At 71.6% G+C, this 15,368-nt stretch carries 12 protein-coding genes; 4 read left to right on the top strand and 8 right to left on the bottom strand.

The window, feature by feature from the left end:
• Positions 1 to 10: 10 nt before the first annotated feature.
• Positions 11 to 628, bottom strand: a complete 618-nt coding sequence (locus J2Y69_RS09595; RefSeq protein ID WP_310020006.1) for a TetR/AcrR family transcriptional regulator — start codon at positions 626 to 628, stop codon at positions 11 to 13.
• Positions 629 to 798: 170 nt separating this feature from the next.
• Between J2Y69_RS09595 and J2Y69_RS09590 the strand changes: the two genes are divergently transcribed.
• Positions 799 to 3,822: an efflux RND transporter permease subunit gene (locus tag J2Y69_RS09590; protein ID WP_310020004.1), complete on the top strand. Its 3,024-nt coding sequence runs from the start codon at positions 799 to 801 to the stop codon at positions 3,820 to 3,822.
• Complete coding sequence (locus tag J2Y69_RS09585; RefSeq protein WP_310020002.1) at positions 3,819 to 5,795, top strand: YhgE/Pip domain-containing protein; 1,977 nt, start codon at positions 3,819 to 3,821, stop codon at positions 5,793 to 5,795. The genes J2Y69_RS09590 and J2Y69_RS09585 overlap by 4 nt, the downstream gene beginning before the upstream one ends.
• 462 nt (positions 5,796 to 6,257) lie before the next feature.
• On the opposite strand, the gene ccsB is transcribed toward J2Y69_RS09585, so the two are convergent.
• The 5 genes from ccsB to J2Y69_RS09560 all read right to left on the bottom strand — a co-directional run bounded on the left by ccsB (position 6,258) and on the right by J2Y69_RS09560 (position 11,122).
• On the bottom strand, positions 6,258 to 7,277 hold the full coding sequence (gene ccsB, locus J2Y69_RS09580) for a c-type cytochrome biogenesis protein CcsB (protein WP_310020000.1): 1,020 nt from the start codon (positions 7,275 to 7,277) through the stop codon (positions 6,258 to 6,260).
• Between the two features lie 9 nt (positions 7,278 to 7,286).
• Positions 7,287 to 9,080: a cytochrome c biogenesis protein ResB gene (gene resB, locus J2Y69_RS09575; protein ID WP_396653072.1), complete on the bottom strand. Its 1,794-nt coding sequence runs from the start codon at positions 9,078 to 9,080 to the stop codon at positions 7,287 to 7,289.
• Between the two features lie 79 nt (positions 9,081 to 9,159).
• On the bottom strand, positions 9,160 to 9,933 hold the full coding sequence (locus J2Y69_RS09570) for a cytochrome c biogenesis CcdA family protein (protein WP_310019997.1): 774 nt from the start codon (positions 9,931 to 9,933) through the stop codon (positions 9,160 to 9,162).
• Positions 9,930 to 10,568 (bottom strand): TlpA family protein disulfide reductase, encoded by a 639-nt coding sequence (locus J2Y69_RS09565; protein WP_396653070.1) that lies wholly within the window; start codon positions 10,566 to 10,568, stop codon positions 9,930 to 9,932. The genes J2Y69_RS09570 and J2Y69_RS09565 overlap by 4 nt, the downstream gene beginning before the upstream one ends.
• Before the next feature lie 23 nt (positions 10,569 to 10,591).
• On the bottom strand, positions 10,592 to 11,122 hold the full coding sequence (locus tag J2Y69_RS09560) for a MerR family transcriptional regulator (protein WP_310019995.1): 531 nt from the start codon (positions 11,120 to 11,122) through the stop codon (positions 10,592 to 10,594).
• Positions 11,123 to 11,184: 62 nt separating this feature from the next.
• Here J2Y69_RS09560 and J2Y69_RS09555 point away from each other — a divergent pair, with 62 nt between their 5' ends.
• Complete coding sequence (locus J2Y69_RS09555) at positions 11,185 to 12,093, top strand: NAD(P)/FAD-dependent oxidoreductase (RefSeq protein WP_310019993.1); 909 nt, start codon at positions 11,185 to 11,187, stop codon at positions 12,091 to 12,093.
• A 169-nt stretch (positions 12,094 to 12,262) separates the two neighbouring features.
• On the opposite strand, the gene J2Y69_RS09550 is transcribed toward J2Y69_RS09555, so the two are convergent.
• Entirely contained in the window at positions 12,263 to 12,886 is a 624-nt protein-coding gene (locus tag J2Y69_RS09550) for a histidine phosphatase family protein (protein ID WP_310019991.1), read from the bottom strand.
• A 22-nt stretch (positions 12,887 to 12,908) separates the two neighbouring features.
• Positions 12,909 to 13,313 (bottom strand): DUF5684 domain-containing protein, encoded by a 405-nt coding sequence (locus tag J2Y69_RS09545; protein ID WP_310019988.1) that lies wholly within the window; start codon positions 13,311 to 13,313, stop codon positions 12,909 to 12,911.
• Between the two features lie 191 nt (positions 13,314 to 13,504).
• Between J2Y69_RS09545 and aspS the strand changes: the two genes are divergently transcribed.
• Positions 13,505 to 15,295 carry an aspartate--tRNA ligase gene (gene aspS, locus J2Y69_RS09540; RefSeq protein WP_310019986.1) on the top strand — a complete coding sequence of 597 codons (1,791 nt, stop codon included), beginning with the start codon at positions 13,505 to 13,507 and terminating at the stop codon, positions 15,293 to 15,295.
• The last annotated feature ends 73 nt before the right edge of the window (positions 15,296 to 15,368 follow it).

Raw genomic sequence — 15,368 nt, 5'->3', positions numbered from 1 at the left:
GATCAGGCGGTCAGCCGATCAGCAGCTCGACCATCCGGCCGAGCTCCGTGCTCCCCGTCCGGCGGAGCTGTGCCGCATCCTGCCCGGCCATCGCACCGCGCACCGTCATGCCCTCCCAGACCATGAGGAGGGTGCGCGCGGCGAAGTCCGGCGTGACACGGAGCGTCATCGCCCCCGTCTCCACGACATCGGCGATGACGCGGGCGATCCCCTCGACCATCTGCTCCTCCTGGGCGAGATAGGCGCGACCGAACGCCTCGTCGCGGAGCGCCCTGATGCGGATCTCGCTGAGCAGCATCACCCCGAGCCGATCGTCGCTGCCCGCATCCATGACCTGCTGGACGAGGGCGGTGGCATCGCAGTGCTGCGCCAGGCCGCCGGACGCGGTCAGCTCGCCGATGCGGGCGCGGACGGCGTTCAGCCGCTCCGCGGTGACGGAGCCGGCCAGCATGAGGAAGAGCTCGTCCTTGGACTCGAAGTTCGAGTAGAACGCGCCCCGGGTGAAACCGGCCCGCTCGCACACCGCCTCCACCGTCGCGCCGTCCAGCCCCGCCTCGGCGAACACCTGGGTCGCCGCATCCAGCAGGCGCGCACGGGTGTTCTCCCTGCTCCGCGTCGCGGTCGTCATCTTCCACCTCCTGCCCGTGCGGCGTCCTCGCCGCCGGGCGAACCTCTGGAGCGAGCCGCCGATTCACACCCGGCGCACAGGCTCACACGATCTTCTCGTCCTACGATACACTCACGTATCGGATACATGACTGTATCGAACCCGCCTGCGAAACCTCTCGGAGGATCTCCGTGTCCACACTCCTGTCGTCGCTCGGACGCTGGTCGTTCCGTCACCCCTGGCGGGTCCTGTTCTCCTGGCTGCTCGTGCTCGGCATCGCCGGAGGCGGCGCGCTCGTGCTCGGCTCCGGCACCGACAACACCTTCTCGATCCCGGGGACCGAGTCCCAGGCGGGGCTCGAGCAGCTGGAGCGCACGTTCCCCCAGGTGAGCGGCACGAGCGCGCAGTTCATCGTCGTCGCGGCGAGCGGCGACAAGGTGACCGATCCGGACTACCGCACGGACATCGAGCACGCGGTCACGGAGCTGGGCGGCCTGAAGGGCGTCCTCGCCGCCACCTCCCCGTTCGACGAGAACATCACCGGGATGGTCAGCGACGACGACTCCGCCGCCATCGTACGGATGCAGTTCGACGGCCAGGCCTCCGACGTCTCCGAGGGCACCAAGGAGGATCTGCGCGGGATCGTGCAGGACCTCCAGGCCGAGCTCCCCGACGGCGCGCAGGCCGTCCTCGGGGGCGATCTGTTCGCGATGTCCATCCCTGCCGTCTCGCTGACCGAGGCGGTCGGGCTGATCATCGCGCTCCTCGTGCTGATCGTGACCTTCCGCTCCTTCGTCGTCGCCGGTCTCCCTCTCCTGACCGCGATCCTGGGCGTCGGCATCTCGATGGCCGCGATCTTCGCCGCCACCGCGTTCGCGACCGTGTCCTCCACGACGCCGCTGCTGGCCCTGATGCTGGGCCTGGCGGTGGGGATCGACTACGCCCTCTTCATCGTCGCCCGACATCAGGACCAGGTGCGCGAGGGGGTCGACCCCGAGGAGTCCGCGTCCCGTGCGACCGGAACGGCGGGCTCGGCGGTCGTCTTCGCCGGGATCACGGTGCTCATCGCCCTGATCGGCCTCGGCTTCGCCGGGATCCCGTTCCTCACCACGATGGGGATCGCCGCGTCCGTCGCCGTCCTCATCGCCGTGCTCATCGCCGTCACCCTGACCCCGGCGATGCTCGGATTCGTCAAGGGACGCGTGGCAGGACGGCCGCGCAAGGAGCGGAGGCCGCGCAAGGGGAAGACCGCGGCGAAGCCCCGGGTCGGCTTCGCCGCACGCTGGGTCGGCGGCGTGACCAGGCATCCGGTCCTGGTCGCCCTCGCGGTCGTGCTCGGCCTCGGCGTCGTCGCCGTCCCCGCGGGGAGCCTCGCCCTGGCCCTCCCCAACGCCGGCGTGCTGCCGAAGGGGTCCGAGGCCAGGGAGGGCTACGACCTCACGGCCGAACACTTCGGCCCCGGCTTCAACGGCCCCCTCATCCTGACCGGCACGATCGTGACCTCCACCGACCCGCTGGGCCTGATGAAGGACCTCGGCGACGCGGTCGAGAAGATCCCCGGCGTCGCCGAGGTCGCCCTCGCCACCCCGAACGAGACGGCGGACACCGGCATCGTCCAGGTGATCCCCGAGTCCGCCCCCGACGCGCCCGCCACCGCCGACCTCGTCCGCGAGCTCCGCGCGCACCATGACGAGTGGCTCGACGAGTTCGGCGTGGATGTGAAGGTGACCGGCTTCACCGCTGTCGCGATCGACATCTCCGACCAGCTCGGCGCCGCCCTCCTCCCCTTCGGCATCTTCGTGATCGGGCTGTCCCTGGTGCTGCTGACCATCGTCTTCCGCTCGATCTGGGTCCCCGTCACCGCCGCCCTCGGCTATCTGCTCTCGATCGTCGCCGCCTTCGGCGTGGTCTCCGCCGTCTTCGAGTGGGGATGGTTCGCCGATGCGCTGCACGTCGCCCGGACGGGACCGATCATCAGCTTCATGCCGATCGTGCTCATGGGCGTCCTCTTCGGCCTCGCCATGGACTACCAGGTGTTCCTCGTGTCCCGCATGCGCGAGGACTACGTGCACGACCCGGAGTCGAAGGACCCGAGGACGCGTCGCGCGGCGGCGGTCCGAGCCGTCCGCACCGGCTTCGTCGGCTCGTCCCGGGTGGTGACGGCGGCGGCGCTGATCATGTTCGCCGTGTTCGTCGCGTTCGTCCCCGAGGGGGACTCCTCGCTGAAGCCGATCGCGCTGGGCCTCGCCGCGGGCATCGTGATCGACGCGTTCCTCGTGCGGATGACGCTGATCCCCGCCCTCATGGCGATCCTGGGCGATCACGCCTGGCGGATCCCCGGCTGGCTGTCCCGGATCCTCCCGCACGTCGACATCGAGGGCGAGGCCGTCGAGCGGGAGCGCGCGCTGGAGTCCTGGCCCGGCGACGGCTCCGTCGTCGCCGCCGACGGTCTCGTCGTCGCGGCGGACGCCCCGATCCTGGAGGACGTCTCGCTGCGCGTCGCCCCGGGAGCCGCCCTCGTGCTGACCGGGTCCGACGCCGCGGTCCGGCGCGCCCTCGCGCTCACGCTCGCCGGGCGCATCCCCGCGGCCGCGGGCCGTGTCCGGATCGCCGGTCACCTCCTTCCGGGCCGCGCCGCCTGGGTGCGCGCGCACGTCGGCTGCATCTCGGTCGCTACGTCGTCCGATCCGCTCGGCGACCTGCGCGACGTCCTCCGCGGACGCACCTCGCTCGTGATCATCGACGGCCTCGACGCCCTCTCCCCCGCCGCCCGCGACCAGGCGGCGGCGATCCTCCGCGATGCCGCCGCGCGCATGGCCTCGGCCCGCGGCGGCAGGACCGCGAGCCCGCTCGCGGTCCTCGTGACCGCCGGATCCGCCGAGGACGCACGACGGACGCTCGCCGACGCCGGATGGGCCGCCGCACCCTCGCTCGACCTGTCCGGCCTGTCCGGTCTGTCTGGCCTGTCCGGCCTGTCCGGCCTGTCCGGCCACGCGCGCCCCGCGCAGGCGGGTGGCACCCTCGATCCCGATGGCTCCGCCGGTCCTGCCGGTCCCGCTGGCTCCGACGAGCCTGCTGGCGCCGGCTCCGGCTTCGCCGCGCTCGGGCTGCCCGATCCGGAGAGCGGCGGCGACCCCGGCCCGTCCGGTTCCTCCGACCCGACAGGTTCCTCCGACCCGTCCGACCCCTCCGACCGCGACGAGGTGACCGCATGACCACGCGCTTCTCCACCCTGATCGAGCGTGCGCGCTCGGGCCGGCCCGTGACGATCCTCACGATCCTCGGCGTCCTGCTGCTGCCCGCCGCCCTCGGCGGCGTCCTCGTGACGGCGCTGCAGAACCCCACCGAACGGCTCGACGAGATGACCGCGGCGATCGTCAACCTGGACGAGCCCGTGACGATCGACGGGCAGCTGGCCCCGCTCGGGCGTCAGCTCGCCGCTGGCCTCGTCGACGGGACCGGCGACGAGGACTCCAACCTGACCTGGGTGATCTCCAACGAGAAGGACGCCGCGGCGGGTCTCGCCGACGGCACCTATCAGACCGTCGTGACCATCCCGAAGGACTTCTCCTCCGCCGCGACGTCCAGCGGACGCGCGCTGCAAGACGACGGCGTCGCCGCGGAGAAGGCGGAGATCTCTGTGAGCACGGCCCCGGAGAGCCGGGTCGCCGATGGTCTGATCGCCAACCAGATCGCGTCGGTCGCCGCATCGACGATGGGCTCCACCCTGTCCGAGAAGACCATGGAGAACGTGCTGCTGGGCTTCACCACCATCGGGGACCAGATCGGCGAGGCCGCGACCGGTGCGGGCAAGCTGGCGACGGGCGCGAAGGACGCCGCGACCGGGGCCGCGAAGCTCCCCGACGGGGCGACGCAGATCGCCGACGGCGCGGGTCAGCTCTCGACCGGCGCCGGACAGCTCGCCGATGGCCTCGGCACCATCGCCGAGGGATCCCGCGGGGCGCAGTCCGGGGCGGACCAGCTCGCGGTCGGTCTGACCGGCGGCGCCGATGCGCTCCTCGCCCAGGGGATCGTGCCGGCGGAGCTCCTCGGGGCGGCGGACGGCGCAGCCGCCGCGACATCCGGCGTCGCGAGCGGGCTGGATCAGCTCGCCCCGGGGCTGAGCGCGCTCGCCGGCGCGTGCGCCGGCGAGGCGTCGGCGGAGTTCTGCGCGAAGCTCTCCGCGATGTCCGGACTCGCGAGCGGCCTCCCGGCCCCCGCCTCGGGCGCCGCACAGGCGGCGGCAGGGACCGCGGCGGGCGTCCACGGCGTCGCCTCCCAGGCGCCCGCCACGATCGCCGAGCAGATGCGCCAGGCCGGCGCCGCGGCCGGTCAGCTCGCCGCGGGCATCGGTCAGCTCACCGGCGGCATCGACCAGAGCGCCGAGGGCGCGCGCGGTCTGCAGACCGGTGCGAGCGGCCTCCAGACCGGAGCCGCGCAGCTCGCCGAAGGCGCGACCGCCCTCTCCACCGGGCTGACCTCGCTGTCCTCCGGCACAGCCGACCTCGCCTCGGGCCTCGACAAGGCCGCGACATCCCTGCCGACCTACTCCGACAGCAGGGCCTCCTCGCTCGCGTCCGTCGTGGCATCGCCGGTGAAGGCCGATGCGACGACCGACATGTTCGGCCCCACCGCGATCCCGCTGCTCTCGGCGGTGGTGCTGTGGTTCGGCGGCCTCGCCTCGTTCATCGTGATGCGCGCTGTGACGGCACGGACCCTGACCTCTCGCCGGGCGTCCGCCTCGCTGGCACTGCGGGCCTTCGCTCCGGCCGCCGCGATCGGCGCAGGGCAGGGCGTCCTCGTCGCGCTCATCGTGCAGATGGTCGCCGGATACGACGCCGCGCACTGGTGGGCCTTCGCCGGATTGTCCGTCCTCGCCGGCGTGGTCTTCGCGGCGGTGAACCAGGCGCTCGTCGCGGTCCTCGGCGGCACAGGACGCTGGATCGCGGCCATCGCCGGGGTCATGGCGGTCGCGGCCGGGATCATCTCGACCCTGCCCGGGTGGCTGGCGACAGTCGCCGGAGCGCTGCCGACCTCGCCCGCGGCCACCGCGCTGCTGGGCGAGGGAGGGACGGGCGCCGCCGTCGCCGGCCTCGTGACCTGGGGCGTCCTGTCGCTCGTCGCCACGACGCTCGCTGTGGCCCGCCGCCGCACCACGAGCGCCAAGACGGTCCTCGCCACGGCCTGACCCGGCAGCGCGCTGTCGTTTCTGCCCGCGCTGCTGTCTCCTGCCCACGCTGCCGTTTCCTGCTCACGCTGCTGTTTCTGCCCACGCTGCCGTTTCCGACATCGGCGCTGCACAATCCTGCTCCCGCTGCCGAAAACTGAGCAGCGCGAGCAGGATTCAACAGCGCCATGAGAGAACATGCCCCAGGCCCATTGGTCTTTGGGACCAGCCGGTCGGGGCCGGCAGACGCTCGCGCTGCTGTTTGTCGCTCGCGCTACTCAGATCTGAGGCGCGCAAGCAGGAAACAGCAGCGCGCGTGCAGAGTATTGCAGCGCGGGGAGGAAACAGCAGCGCGGGGAACCCGACGGTCCAGCCCACAGTGCCGGAACCCGACGGCCGGCCCGGAACCCGAAGGGTTCCCGCCTAAAGGGTCCCGACCCAAGGGCCCGGACCCGACGGCCGGCCCGAAGGGCCCGGCAGGGCCTAGCTCAAGCCGGAGTAGACGTGCAGGCCCTTGAAGAACATGTTCACGATGGTGAAGTTGAACAGGACCGCCGTGAAGCCCACGATCGACAGCCAGGCCGACCGGGACCCCCGCCAGCCGCGCGTCGCCCTGGCGTGGATGTATCCGGCGTAGAGCACCCAGATGATGAACGTCCAGGTCTCCTTGGTGTCGAAGCCCCAGTAGCGTCCCCACGCGTCCTGCGCCCAGATGGCACCCGCGATGAGGGTGAACGTCCAGAAGATGAAGCCGACCGTGGCGAACCGGTAGGCGAGTCCCTCCATGCGCTCGGCCGTGGGCAGCGTCGCGAGGAACCGCGGACCGGCCTTCGCGGACCCCGCGAGCACGAGCCGCTCCCGACGCATCTGCATGAGCTGAAGCACCGACAGGGCGAACGCGAGCGCGAGGAACGCCGTGCCGAGCGACGCCACGAACACGTGGATCACGAGCCACACGCTCTTGAGCGGGTCCGAGAGCGGGACGACCACCACGTAGAAGCCGATCGCCGCGCCGCCGAGCAGCATCACGATCAGGCCGAGGATGAAGGTGCCGAGGTACTTCAGGTCGAAGCGGATGTTGACCCCGAGGTACACCGCGACGATGAGGAGCGTGCCGGTCATCGCGAACTCGTACATGTTCGACCACGGCACCCGCTCGGCGGCGATCCCGCGCATCACGGTGCCGGCGAGGTGGAACAGGAAGCCGAGGGTCGCGAGGGCCGTTCCGATGCGCGCCATCACGAACTTCGGTGCGGCCGGCTGCGCATCGCCGGCAGCCGCGGATCCGACCCCGGCCCCGGCCCCGGCCCCAGCGCTCACGGAGCGCGCGGATCCGGCGACGGCGCCGACGAGCTCGCGCTCCTCGACACCCGTCCCGGCGAGCTTGCGATCGGACGCGATCTGGGAGCGCCGGGCGAGATCGAAGGCGTAGGCGATGAAGGCCGCGGCGTAGATCGCGACCGCGGTCCAGATCATCAGCACCGACAGGGAGTCGAGTTCCATGGGTCCAGCCTACTTTCGCGGTTTCGCGGTGTCATCGGGAGCCGCGGTGTCATCGGGAGCGTCAGAGGGTGCGGCATCCGTGGCGACGGTCCCGCGATCCGCGTCGAGCAGACGGGCGTGGGAGGCGACGAGGTCGTCCACGGCGGCGCCGAGCGTCGGGTCCTCGCCGCGGGCGAGGCCCGCGTACTCCAGCCGCACCGCATCGCCGTCGACCACGGCCTTGACCCACATGCGGCGACGCGGCACGAACAGCGCCAGTAGGAGCCCCAGCAGCGCCAGGACCGCGAAGACCAGCACCCACACGGCCGAGGCGTCATGATGCACCTGGAGCGAGACGTAGCGCTTGACGGACTGCTCGTAGCCCTTCGCGCCCTCCGGCGACTCGTTCTCGAACGTCACCGTGCCCATCCCGTTCGGGAGATCCGCCGTCTCGCCCGGCGCGAGCTGGATCGAGTCGACGCCGGTGTCGCCGCCGGTGAGCTGGGTCATGTCGGACGGGTCGAGCACGTAGACCGAACGCGGCGTGCCGTCGTCGATGCCGAGGTCGCCGCTGTAGACGTTGAGGGTGACGGTCGGGTTGATAAGCGCGGGATAGACCGAGGTGAGCGCCCCGCTCTCCAGCGGCGCGGCGGTCGGATAGAAGAACCCGACCATCCCGAGCTGCTCGGGAAGCCCGTCCGGGATCTTGACGACCCCGAGGGAGGTCATGGTGTTGTTGTTCTGCGGCAGGAACGGCACCGGATCGGTGAAGACGACGTCGCCCTCCGCGTTCCGCACCGTGATGGTGGGGGCGTAGCCGTTGCCGAGCAGGTAGATCTTGTCGCCCTCGACGTCGAGCGGGTGGTTGACCCGCACGGACTCCTCGCGCGGGTCGCCGCCGGGGGTGGAGACGGTCACGTTGGCCGAGAAGTCGCCCGCCTGCCCGGAGGCCGGCTCGCCATAGGGCTGGTAGGTGACGTCGAAGGAGTCGAGGGTCATCCGATACGGATCCAGCGCCCCGTCCGCCACGAAGCGTCCCCGGTTCATCGACGAGTAGTCCAGGAGCGTGTTGACGAACGTGGTCCCCTCGACCACCACGCGCTGGCCGGTGTAGGCGAAGCCCCCGCCCGCCCCCACCGTCACCAGGACGCCGAGCAGCGCCAGGTGGAACAGCAGGTTGCCGGTCTCGCGGGCGTAGCCGCGCTCCGCCGAGACGGAGAAGCCGCGCTTGTCGTCGTAGCGCTCGACCCGATAGCGCAGCGCGCGGAGCTGCTTCTCGGCGATGTCGATCGTGGTCTTCGCGGCAGCGGCCGCATCCGTCCCGGCGACGGTCCTGGTCGCCTCGCGGTGATCGTCGAGGCGCTGGAGCCGGATCGGCGTCCGCGGCGGACGAGAACGCAGCGCCTTGGCGTGGTGCTTGATGCGCGGGATGACGCATCCGATCAGCGACAGGAACAGCAGCAGGTAGACCGCCGAGAACCAGGCCGACAGATAGACGTCGAACAGCTGCATGGCGTCGAGGATCGGGAACAGGTCCGGGTTGTCGGACTTCCACTGCGTGACGCCGTTGGGGTCGGCCATCCGCTGCGGGAAGATCGAGCCGGGGATCGCGGCGATCGCGAGGATCAGCAGCAGCACCAGGGCCGTCCGCATCGAGGTCAGCTGCCGCCAGCCCCAGCGCAGCCACCCGACGACACCGAGCGCGGGAGAGGCGATGCCCTCGACGCCGTCGACGTGGTCGGACGGCCGCAGCGGATCGGAGGACGCCTCGCCCTTCGCTCGCGCGCTCTTCGCCCGCTCACGCTCCGCCTTCGACCCGTCCACCTTGGACGCGCCCGTCTTCGACGCGCCCGTCTTCGTCGTTCCCGCCGTGGATGCGTCCGGGTCGGACGTGCCCAGGGGGTCAGAGGGGGAGTTCGACACTGCTCATCACCGCCCCCAGTCGCGACATGACGTCGGTCCAGACTCCGGTGATCATGAGGACGCCGAGCACGATCAGCAGCACCCCTCCGATGATGTTGACCGTACGCACGTGGCGGCGCAGGAAGCCGATGGATCGCGTCGCCCAGCCGAAGCCCAGCGCCGCGAGGAGGAACGGGATGCCGAGACCCAGCGAGTAGGCGAGGCCAAGGAGCCCGGCGCGCCACGGATCGCCGAGGTTCCAGGAGACGGCGGTGATCGCCGTCAGCGTCGGGCCCATGCACGGGGTCCAGCCGAGGCCGAGGGCGACGCCGAGGAGCGGGGCCCCGATGATCCCTGCCCGGCCGGAGAGGTTCACGCGGACGGTGCGCTGGGCGAAGCCGAACAGCCCGACGAACACGAGGCCCATGACGACGATGAGCGCGCCGAGGATCCGCGTGATGAGGTCGCCCCAGCGGGCGAAGAACATGCCTGCGGCTCCGCCGATCACCGTGAGGGTGATGAAGACCGCGCTGAACCCCGCGATGAAGAGCAGCACGCCCAGGACGAGGCGACGGCGCGGCGGCGCGGCGACGGCGGTCCCTCCCGAGCCGGCGGAGCCACTGGAACCGCCGGAGACCGCTCCGCCGAGGAATCCGAGGTAGCCGGGGACGAGCGGCAGCACGCACGGCGAGAGGAAGGACAGCAGCCCCGCGAGCACCGCCACCGGAAGGGCGAGCCACAGGGCGCCGAAGCCGACGAGGGAGTCGACGTTCACGCCTTCTCCGCGAGGGCGTCCTTGATGAGCGTCGACAGGATCGACGCCTCTTCGAGCTGGCCGATGATCCGCGCGGCGACACGCCCCTGCTTGTCGAGGACGAGCGTGGTGGGCGTGGCCTGGATCGTCGTCGCCTCGGCGAAGGCGAGCTTCGCCTCACCGGTGTTGACGTCGATGAGGCTGGGGTAGGTCACCCCGTACTTCTCCGCGAAGGCGCGCGAGGTGTCGGCCTGGTCGTACGTGTTGACGCCGACGAACGAGACGCCCTTGCCCTCGTACTCCTGCCAGACGGACTCGAGGTCCTTGGCCTCGACCCGGCACGGCCCGCAGGCGGCGTACCAGAAGTTGACGACCACGACGTCGCCGGCCACATCGCCGTAGCGGAACGAGTCCCCGCTGTCCAGGACGCCGCCGAACGTGACGGGCTCTCCCCGATCGGCGGGAGCGATCTCCTCGACCCGGAGTCCCGCGGATCCGATGTAGCCCTTGTTGTCGCCGGAGAGGTACTGCTGGGCGACGGGGTCGGGCGCGCAGGCGGACAGACCCACGGCGAGCGCGACGCCGGCCACGGCCGCGGCGGCACGGTTGATGCGGGGTCGGCCGACGCTGCGATTCGGGCGCAGGGAGGGTGACACGCTGGGAATCCTACGTCTGATCCCTATGCATCCGGTGAGGAGAAGGGCGACGGGCGGACGGCGGGACCGGCGGCGCGGGCGGCGGGAGCGCTGACGCGGGCGGTGGAATCGGCGGCGGAATCGGCGGCGGAATCGGCGGGATCCCGGCCGGGGAAACGGGCCAGGACGTCGTCGACGCCCGCCCGGAACCGCGGGCAGGTGGCGATGTCGTGGGACCGGCAGCGGAGGGAGTGCTCGACCATCTCGCGCGAGCGGCGCATCTCGGCCATGCGGCGGTCGAGGTCTTCGAGGTGGGAATGCAGGACGACGTGCCGGCCGGCGTTCCCGCCGTCGAGCAGCAGCGAGATCTGCTCCAGGCTCATGCCCGCCGCCTTGCTCCGCAGGATCACGGCGATCCGGACCACCTCGTCCTCGCCGTAGCGACGCCTGCCCGCCGTGTCGCGCTCGGGCGCGAGCAGGCCCACCGTCTCCCAGTGCCTCAGCACGTTGGTGGGCAGCTCGAACCGCGCGGCGACCTCGCCGACGGACCAGGGTCGGGGATCACTTGACTTCATGTTGACATGAACTCACAGACTGGTCCCCGAAGCAAGGGAACACCCCGGGAAAGGACCTCGACATGTACGACGCGATCATCATCGGCGGCGGGCCGGCCGGGCTGCAGGCCGCACTGACCCTCGGCCGCATGCACCGCACCGCCCTCCTCCTCGACAGCGGCGAGTACCGCAACGGCACCGTGGAGCACATGCACCACGTCATCGCCAACGACGGCACACCCCCTGCGGTCTTCCGCGAGACGGCCAGGGCCCAGCTCGCGGAGTACGGCACGGTCGAGGTCCGCTCGGGCGCCGCGGAGGACGTGGTCCCCGTCGCGGACGGGTTCGAGGTGACCCTGGCCGACGGGGGCACCGTCTCCGCGCGACGGCTGATCCTCGCGACGGGCGTCGCCGACGACCTGCCGGACGTCCCCGGCCTCGACCGGCTCTGGGGCCTCCGGGCCTTCTCCTGCCCGTTCTGCGACGGTCACGAGTACCACGGCCGGACGGTCGGCATGCTGGGGGCGGGCCCCCGTGCCGAGCACCTCGCGAGCCTGCTCGGGCCGATCGTCGGCGAGCTCGTCGCGTTCCCCCTCGATGCGCCGCCGAGCGCGGAGGAGCGGGAGGCGCTCGAATCCCGCGGCGTGCGGGTGCATCCGGATCCGGTCCAGTCGGTCGCCGCTCGGGGGGACGGCGTCGCGGTGACCGCCGGCGGCACGCCGATCGCCGTCGACGGGCTCTTCGTGACGGCCGGGAGCTTCCGGCAGCGGGCGCCGTTCGCCGAGCGGCTGGGGCTCCGCATGCTCCCCTCGGGCGGGATCGAGATCGACGAGTTCGGCCGCACCTCGCTCCCCGGCGTGTCCGCCGCCGGGGACATCGCCCACCGCGCGACCCTGCCCGGGGTCATCGCCTCGGTCGTGATGGCCTCCGCCGCCGGCCAGATGGCCGCGGTCGGCATCGTGCAGGAGCTCTCCACGCTCGTCGACCCCTGAGCCGCCCCGCTCCGCCTCTCGGCTCCCGTCGCGAAAACGGCGCTACCCCTCGGCTCCCGTCGCGAAATCTGCCGCATCTCCGCCGTCTTCGCGGCCGATTTCGCGACGGGAACGAAGGATGAAGCCGCGCCGAGGCCGCGGGCCGGGCCAGGACGGGCGCGGACGGGGGCTACACCGCGCCGAGGTCGACGCCGGCCGCGGCGGGCTCGGCGTAGTCGACCTCCCGCCAGGATCCGCCGTCCCGCGCGAAGGAGGTCACGCTCGACAGCGCGCAGCGCCGGGTGCGCGGATCATGCTTCAGCGGGAGCCCCGCCACCGCCAGATGGGTGATCCAGATCGGCGCCTGATGCGAGACCAGGACGACGTCCCCGCCGTCCGCGCGTTCCCACGCCTCGTCCATCGCCGCCCGCATGCGCGCCGCGATCGACGCGTACGGCTCGCCCCAGCTCGGGACGGACGGACGGCGCAGGTGCCACCAGTTCACCGGGTTCAGCAGCGCCCGGCGCATGCGCCTGCCCTCGAACACGTTCGCCGGCTCGATGATGCGCGGCTCGATCACGGGCGTCAGCGCGAACGACGCGGCGAACGGCGCCGCGGACTCCCTGGTCCGCTCCAGCGGCGAGCACCGGATCTCCGAGATCGGCCGGCCGAGACCCACGACGTGGTCGGCCGCGGCCTGGGCCATCCGCCGGCCGGCCTCGCTCAGGTGATAGTCGGGGAGCCGCCCGTACAGCACGCGGCCGGGGTTGTGGACCTCGCCGTGTCGGACGAGGTGGAGACGGTCGGCAGGCATGCCGCCAGTCTATGAACCGCGATCAGCCCCTGCGGTACTGCGCCCGCCCGAGCCCGATGATGAAATATCCGATGAACGGGATCAGCCAGAGCAGGAAGAACGAGAACACGCCGCCCTTGCCGAACCTGCCGCCCAGCTTCACCGCCACCACGATCGCGAAGACGATGTTCACCAGGGGGATGAGGTAGAGGAGCGCGAGCCATCCGGACATGCCGGCGATCTTCACGAGGAAGATCGCGTTCACGATCGGGATCACCGCGAGGATCCCCGGGTAGCCCGCCTTCGTGAAGACCCGCCACATCGCGATGACGATGAGGACGTAGTACGCGAGCACCCACAGCGACACGGTCCCGGAGAAGAGGCCGGAGTAGACCTCGGAGATCAGGCCGTCGCCGCCGTCGGCGAAGGGAACGATCGTGGACAGCATGGGGGCCTCCCGAGGAGCCGTGACGGGCCGCGGCGGGGGTGCGCGGACTCTCCGATCCTAGCGAGACGCTCCCGAGACGCTTCCGAGCACGACGAGGCGCCGCCTGAGGCCGCAAGCGCGCCGGTGGGACCGCAGACGCGCGCCGGTAGGATGGCCGGGTTCACCTTTTCCCCGATCAGAAGGAATCCTCCGTGCTTCGCACCCACACGGCAGGCTCGCTGCGAGCCGAGCACATCGGTCAGACCGTCACCCTCACGGGCTGGGTCGATCGTCGTCGTGATCACGGAGGAGTCGCCTTCATCGATCTGCGTGACGCGTCCGGCATCGCCCAGGTCGTGATCCGCGACGAGGAGATCGCCCACCCGTTGCGCAGCGAGTTCGTCCTGAAGGTGACCGGCGAGGTCTCCCGCCGCCCCGCCGGGAACGAGAACGCCAACCTCCCCACCGGCGACGTCGAGGTCATCGCCGCCGAGGTGGAGGTGCTGAACGAGTCGGCTCCGCTGCCGTTCCAGGTCTCCTCCGGCCTCGCCGAGACCGACCCCGTGGGCGAGGACGTGCGGTTCCGCCACCGCTACCTCGACCTGCGTCGTCCCTCCTCCGCTGCGGCGCTCCAGCTGCGGTCGAAGGTCTACAAGGCGGTCCGCGACGTCCTGCACGAGCGGGAGTTCGTCGAGGTCGAGACGCCGACGCTGACCCGCTCGACCCCGGAGGGCGCCCGCGACTTCGTCGTCCCCGCGCGTCTGCATCCCGGCAGCTGGTACGCCCTGCCGCAGAGCCCGCAGCTGTTCAAGCAGCTGCTCATGGTCGGGGGCGTGGAGAAGTACTTCCAGATCGCGCGCTGCTACCGCGACGAGGACTTCCGCGCCGACCGGCAGCCGGAGTTCACGCAGCTCGACATCGAGATGAGCTTCGTGGACCAGGAGGACGTCATCGAGATGATGGAGCACGTCATCCGCGCGATGTGGTCGACCATCGGCGTCGACGTGCCGACACCGCTCCCGCGGATGACCTACGCGGACGCGATGGCCCGATACGGATCGGACAAGCCCGACCTCCGCTTCGGCCTCGAGCTCGTGGAGGCGACCGACTACTTCGCCGAGACCCCGTTCCGCGTCTTCCAGGCCGAGTACGTCGGCGCGGTCGTCATGCCCGGCGGCGCCGGTCAGCCCCGCAAGACCCTGGACGCGTGGCAGGACTGGGCCAAGCAGCGCGGCGCCCGGGGCCTCGCCTACGTCCTGTTCAACGAGGACGGGACGCTCGGCGGCCCCGTGGCGAAGAACCTGTCCGAGGCCGAGCAGGCGGGCCTCGCCGCGCTCGTCGGCGCCGCGCCCGGCGATTGCGCGTTCTTCGCCGCCGGATCCGCGAAGGACGCCCGCGCACTGCTCGGCGCCGCCCGCGTGGAGATCGGCCGCCGGCTCGACCTCCTCGACCCCGACGTGTTCGCCTTCACCTGGGTCCTGGACGCCCCGATGTTCGAGCCGGCCGCAGACGCCGTGGCCTCCGGGGACGTGGCGCTGGGCGCCGGGACCTGGACGGCGGTGCACCATGCGTTCACCGGCCCGAAGCCCGAGTTCCAGGACACCTTCGACACCGACCCTGGCTCTGCCCTGGCCTACGCGTACGACATCGTCTGCAACGGCTCCGAGCTCGGCGGCGGGTCGATCCGCATCCATCGCGAGGACGTCCAGAAGCGCGTGTTCAACGTCATGGGCATCACCGACGAGCAGGCGGACTCGCAGTTCGGCTTCCTCCTGGACGCGTTCAAGTTCGGCGCGCCCCCGCACGGCGGCATCGCGCTCGGCATGGACCGGGTCCTCCAGCACCTGACCAAGACCGACTCGATCCGCGAGGTGATCGCGTTCCCGAAGACCGGCAACGGCTTCGACCCGCTCACCTCGGCGCCGGCCCCGATCACCGCGGAGCAGCGCGCGGAGGCGGGCGTCGACGTCGATCCGGACGCCGAGGAGTCCGCGAAGGCCTGACCCGGCCGCCCGGCCCTCTCCCCTGACCGCAGCGGGCGACGAGCCCGCGAGACGGCAACTGCGTCTCGAGACA

Source organism: Microbacterium resistens, assembly GCF_031456305.1.
Classification (GTDB): Bacteria; Actinomycetota; Actinomycetes; order Actinomycetales; family Microbacteriaceae; genus Microbacterium; species Microbacterium resistens_A.
Note: the sequence above shows the minus strand (reverse complement) of the source record. Positions and strands in the feature narration are given on the sequence as shown.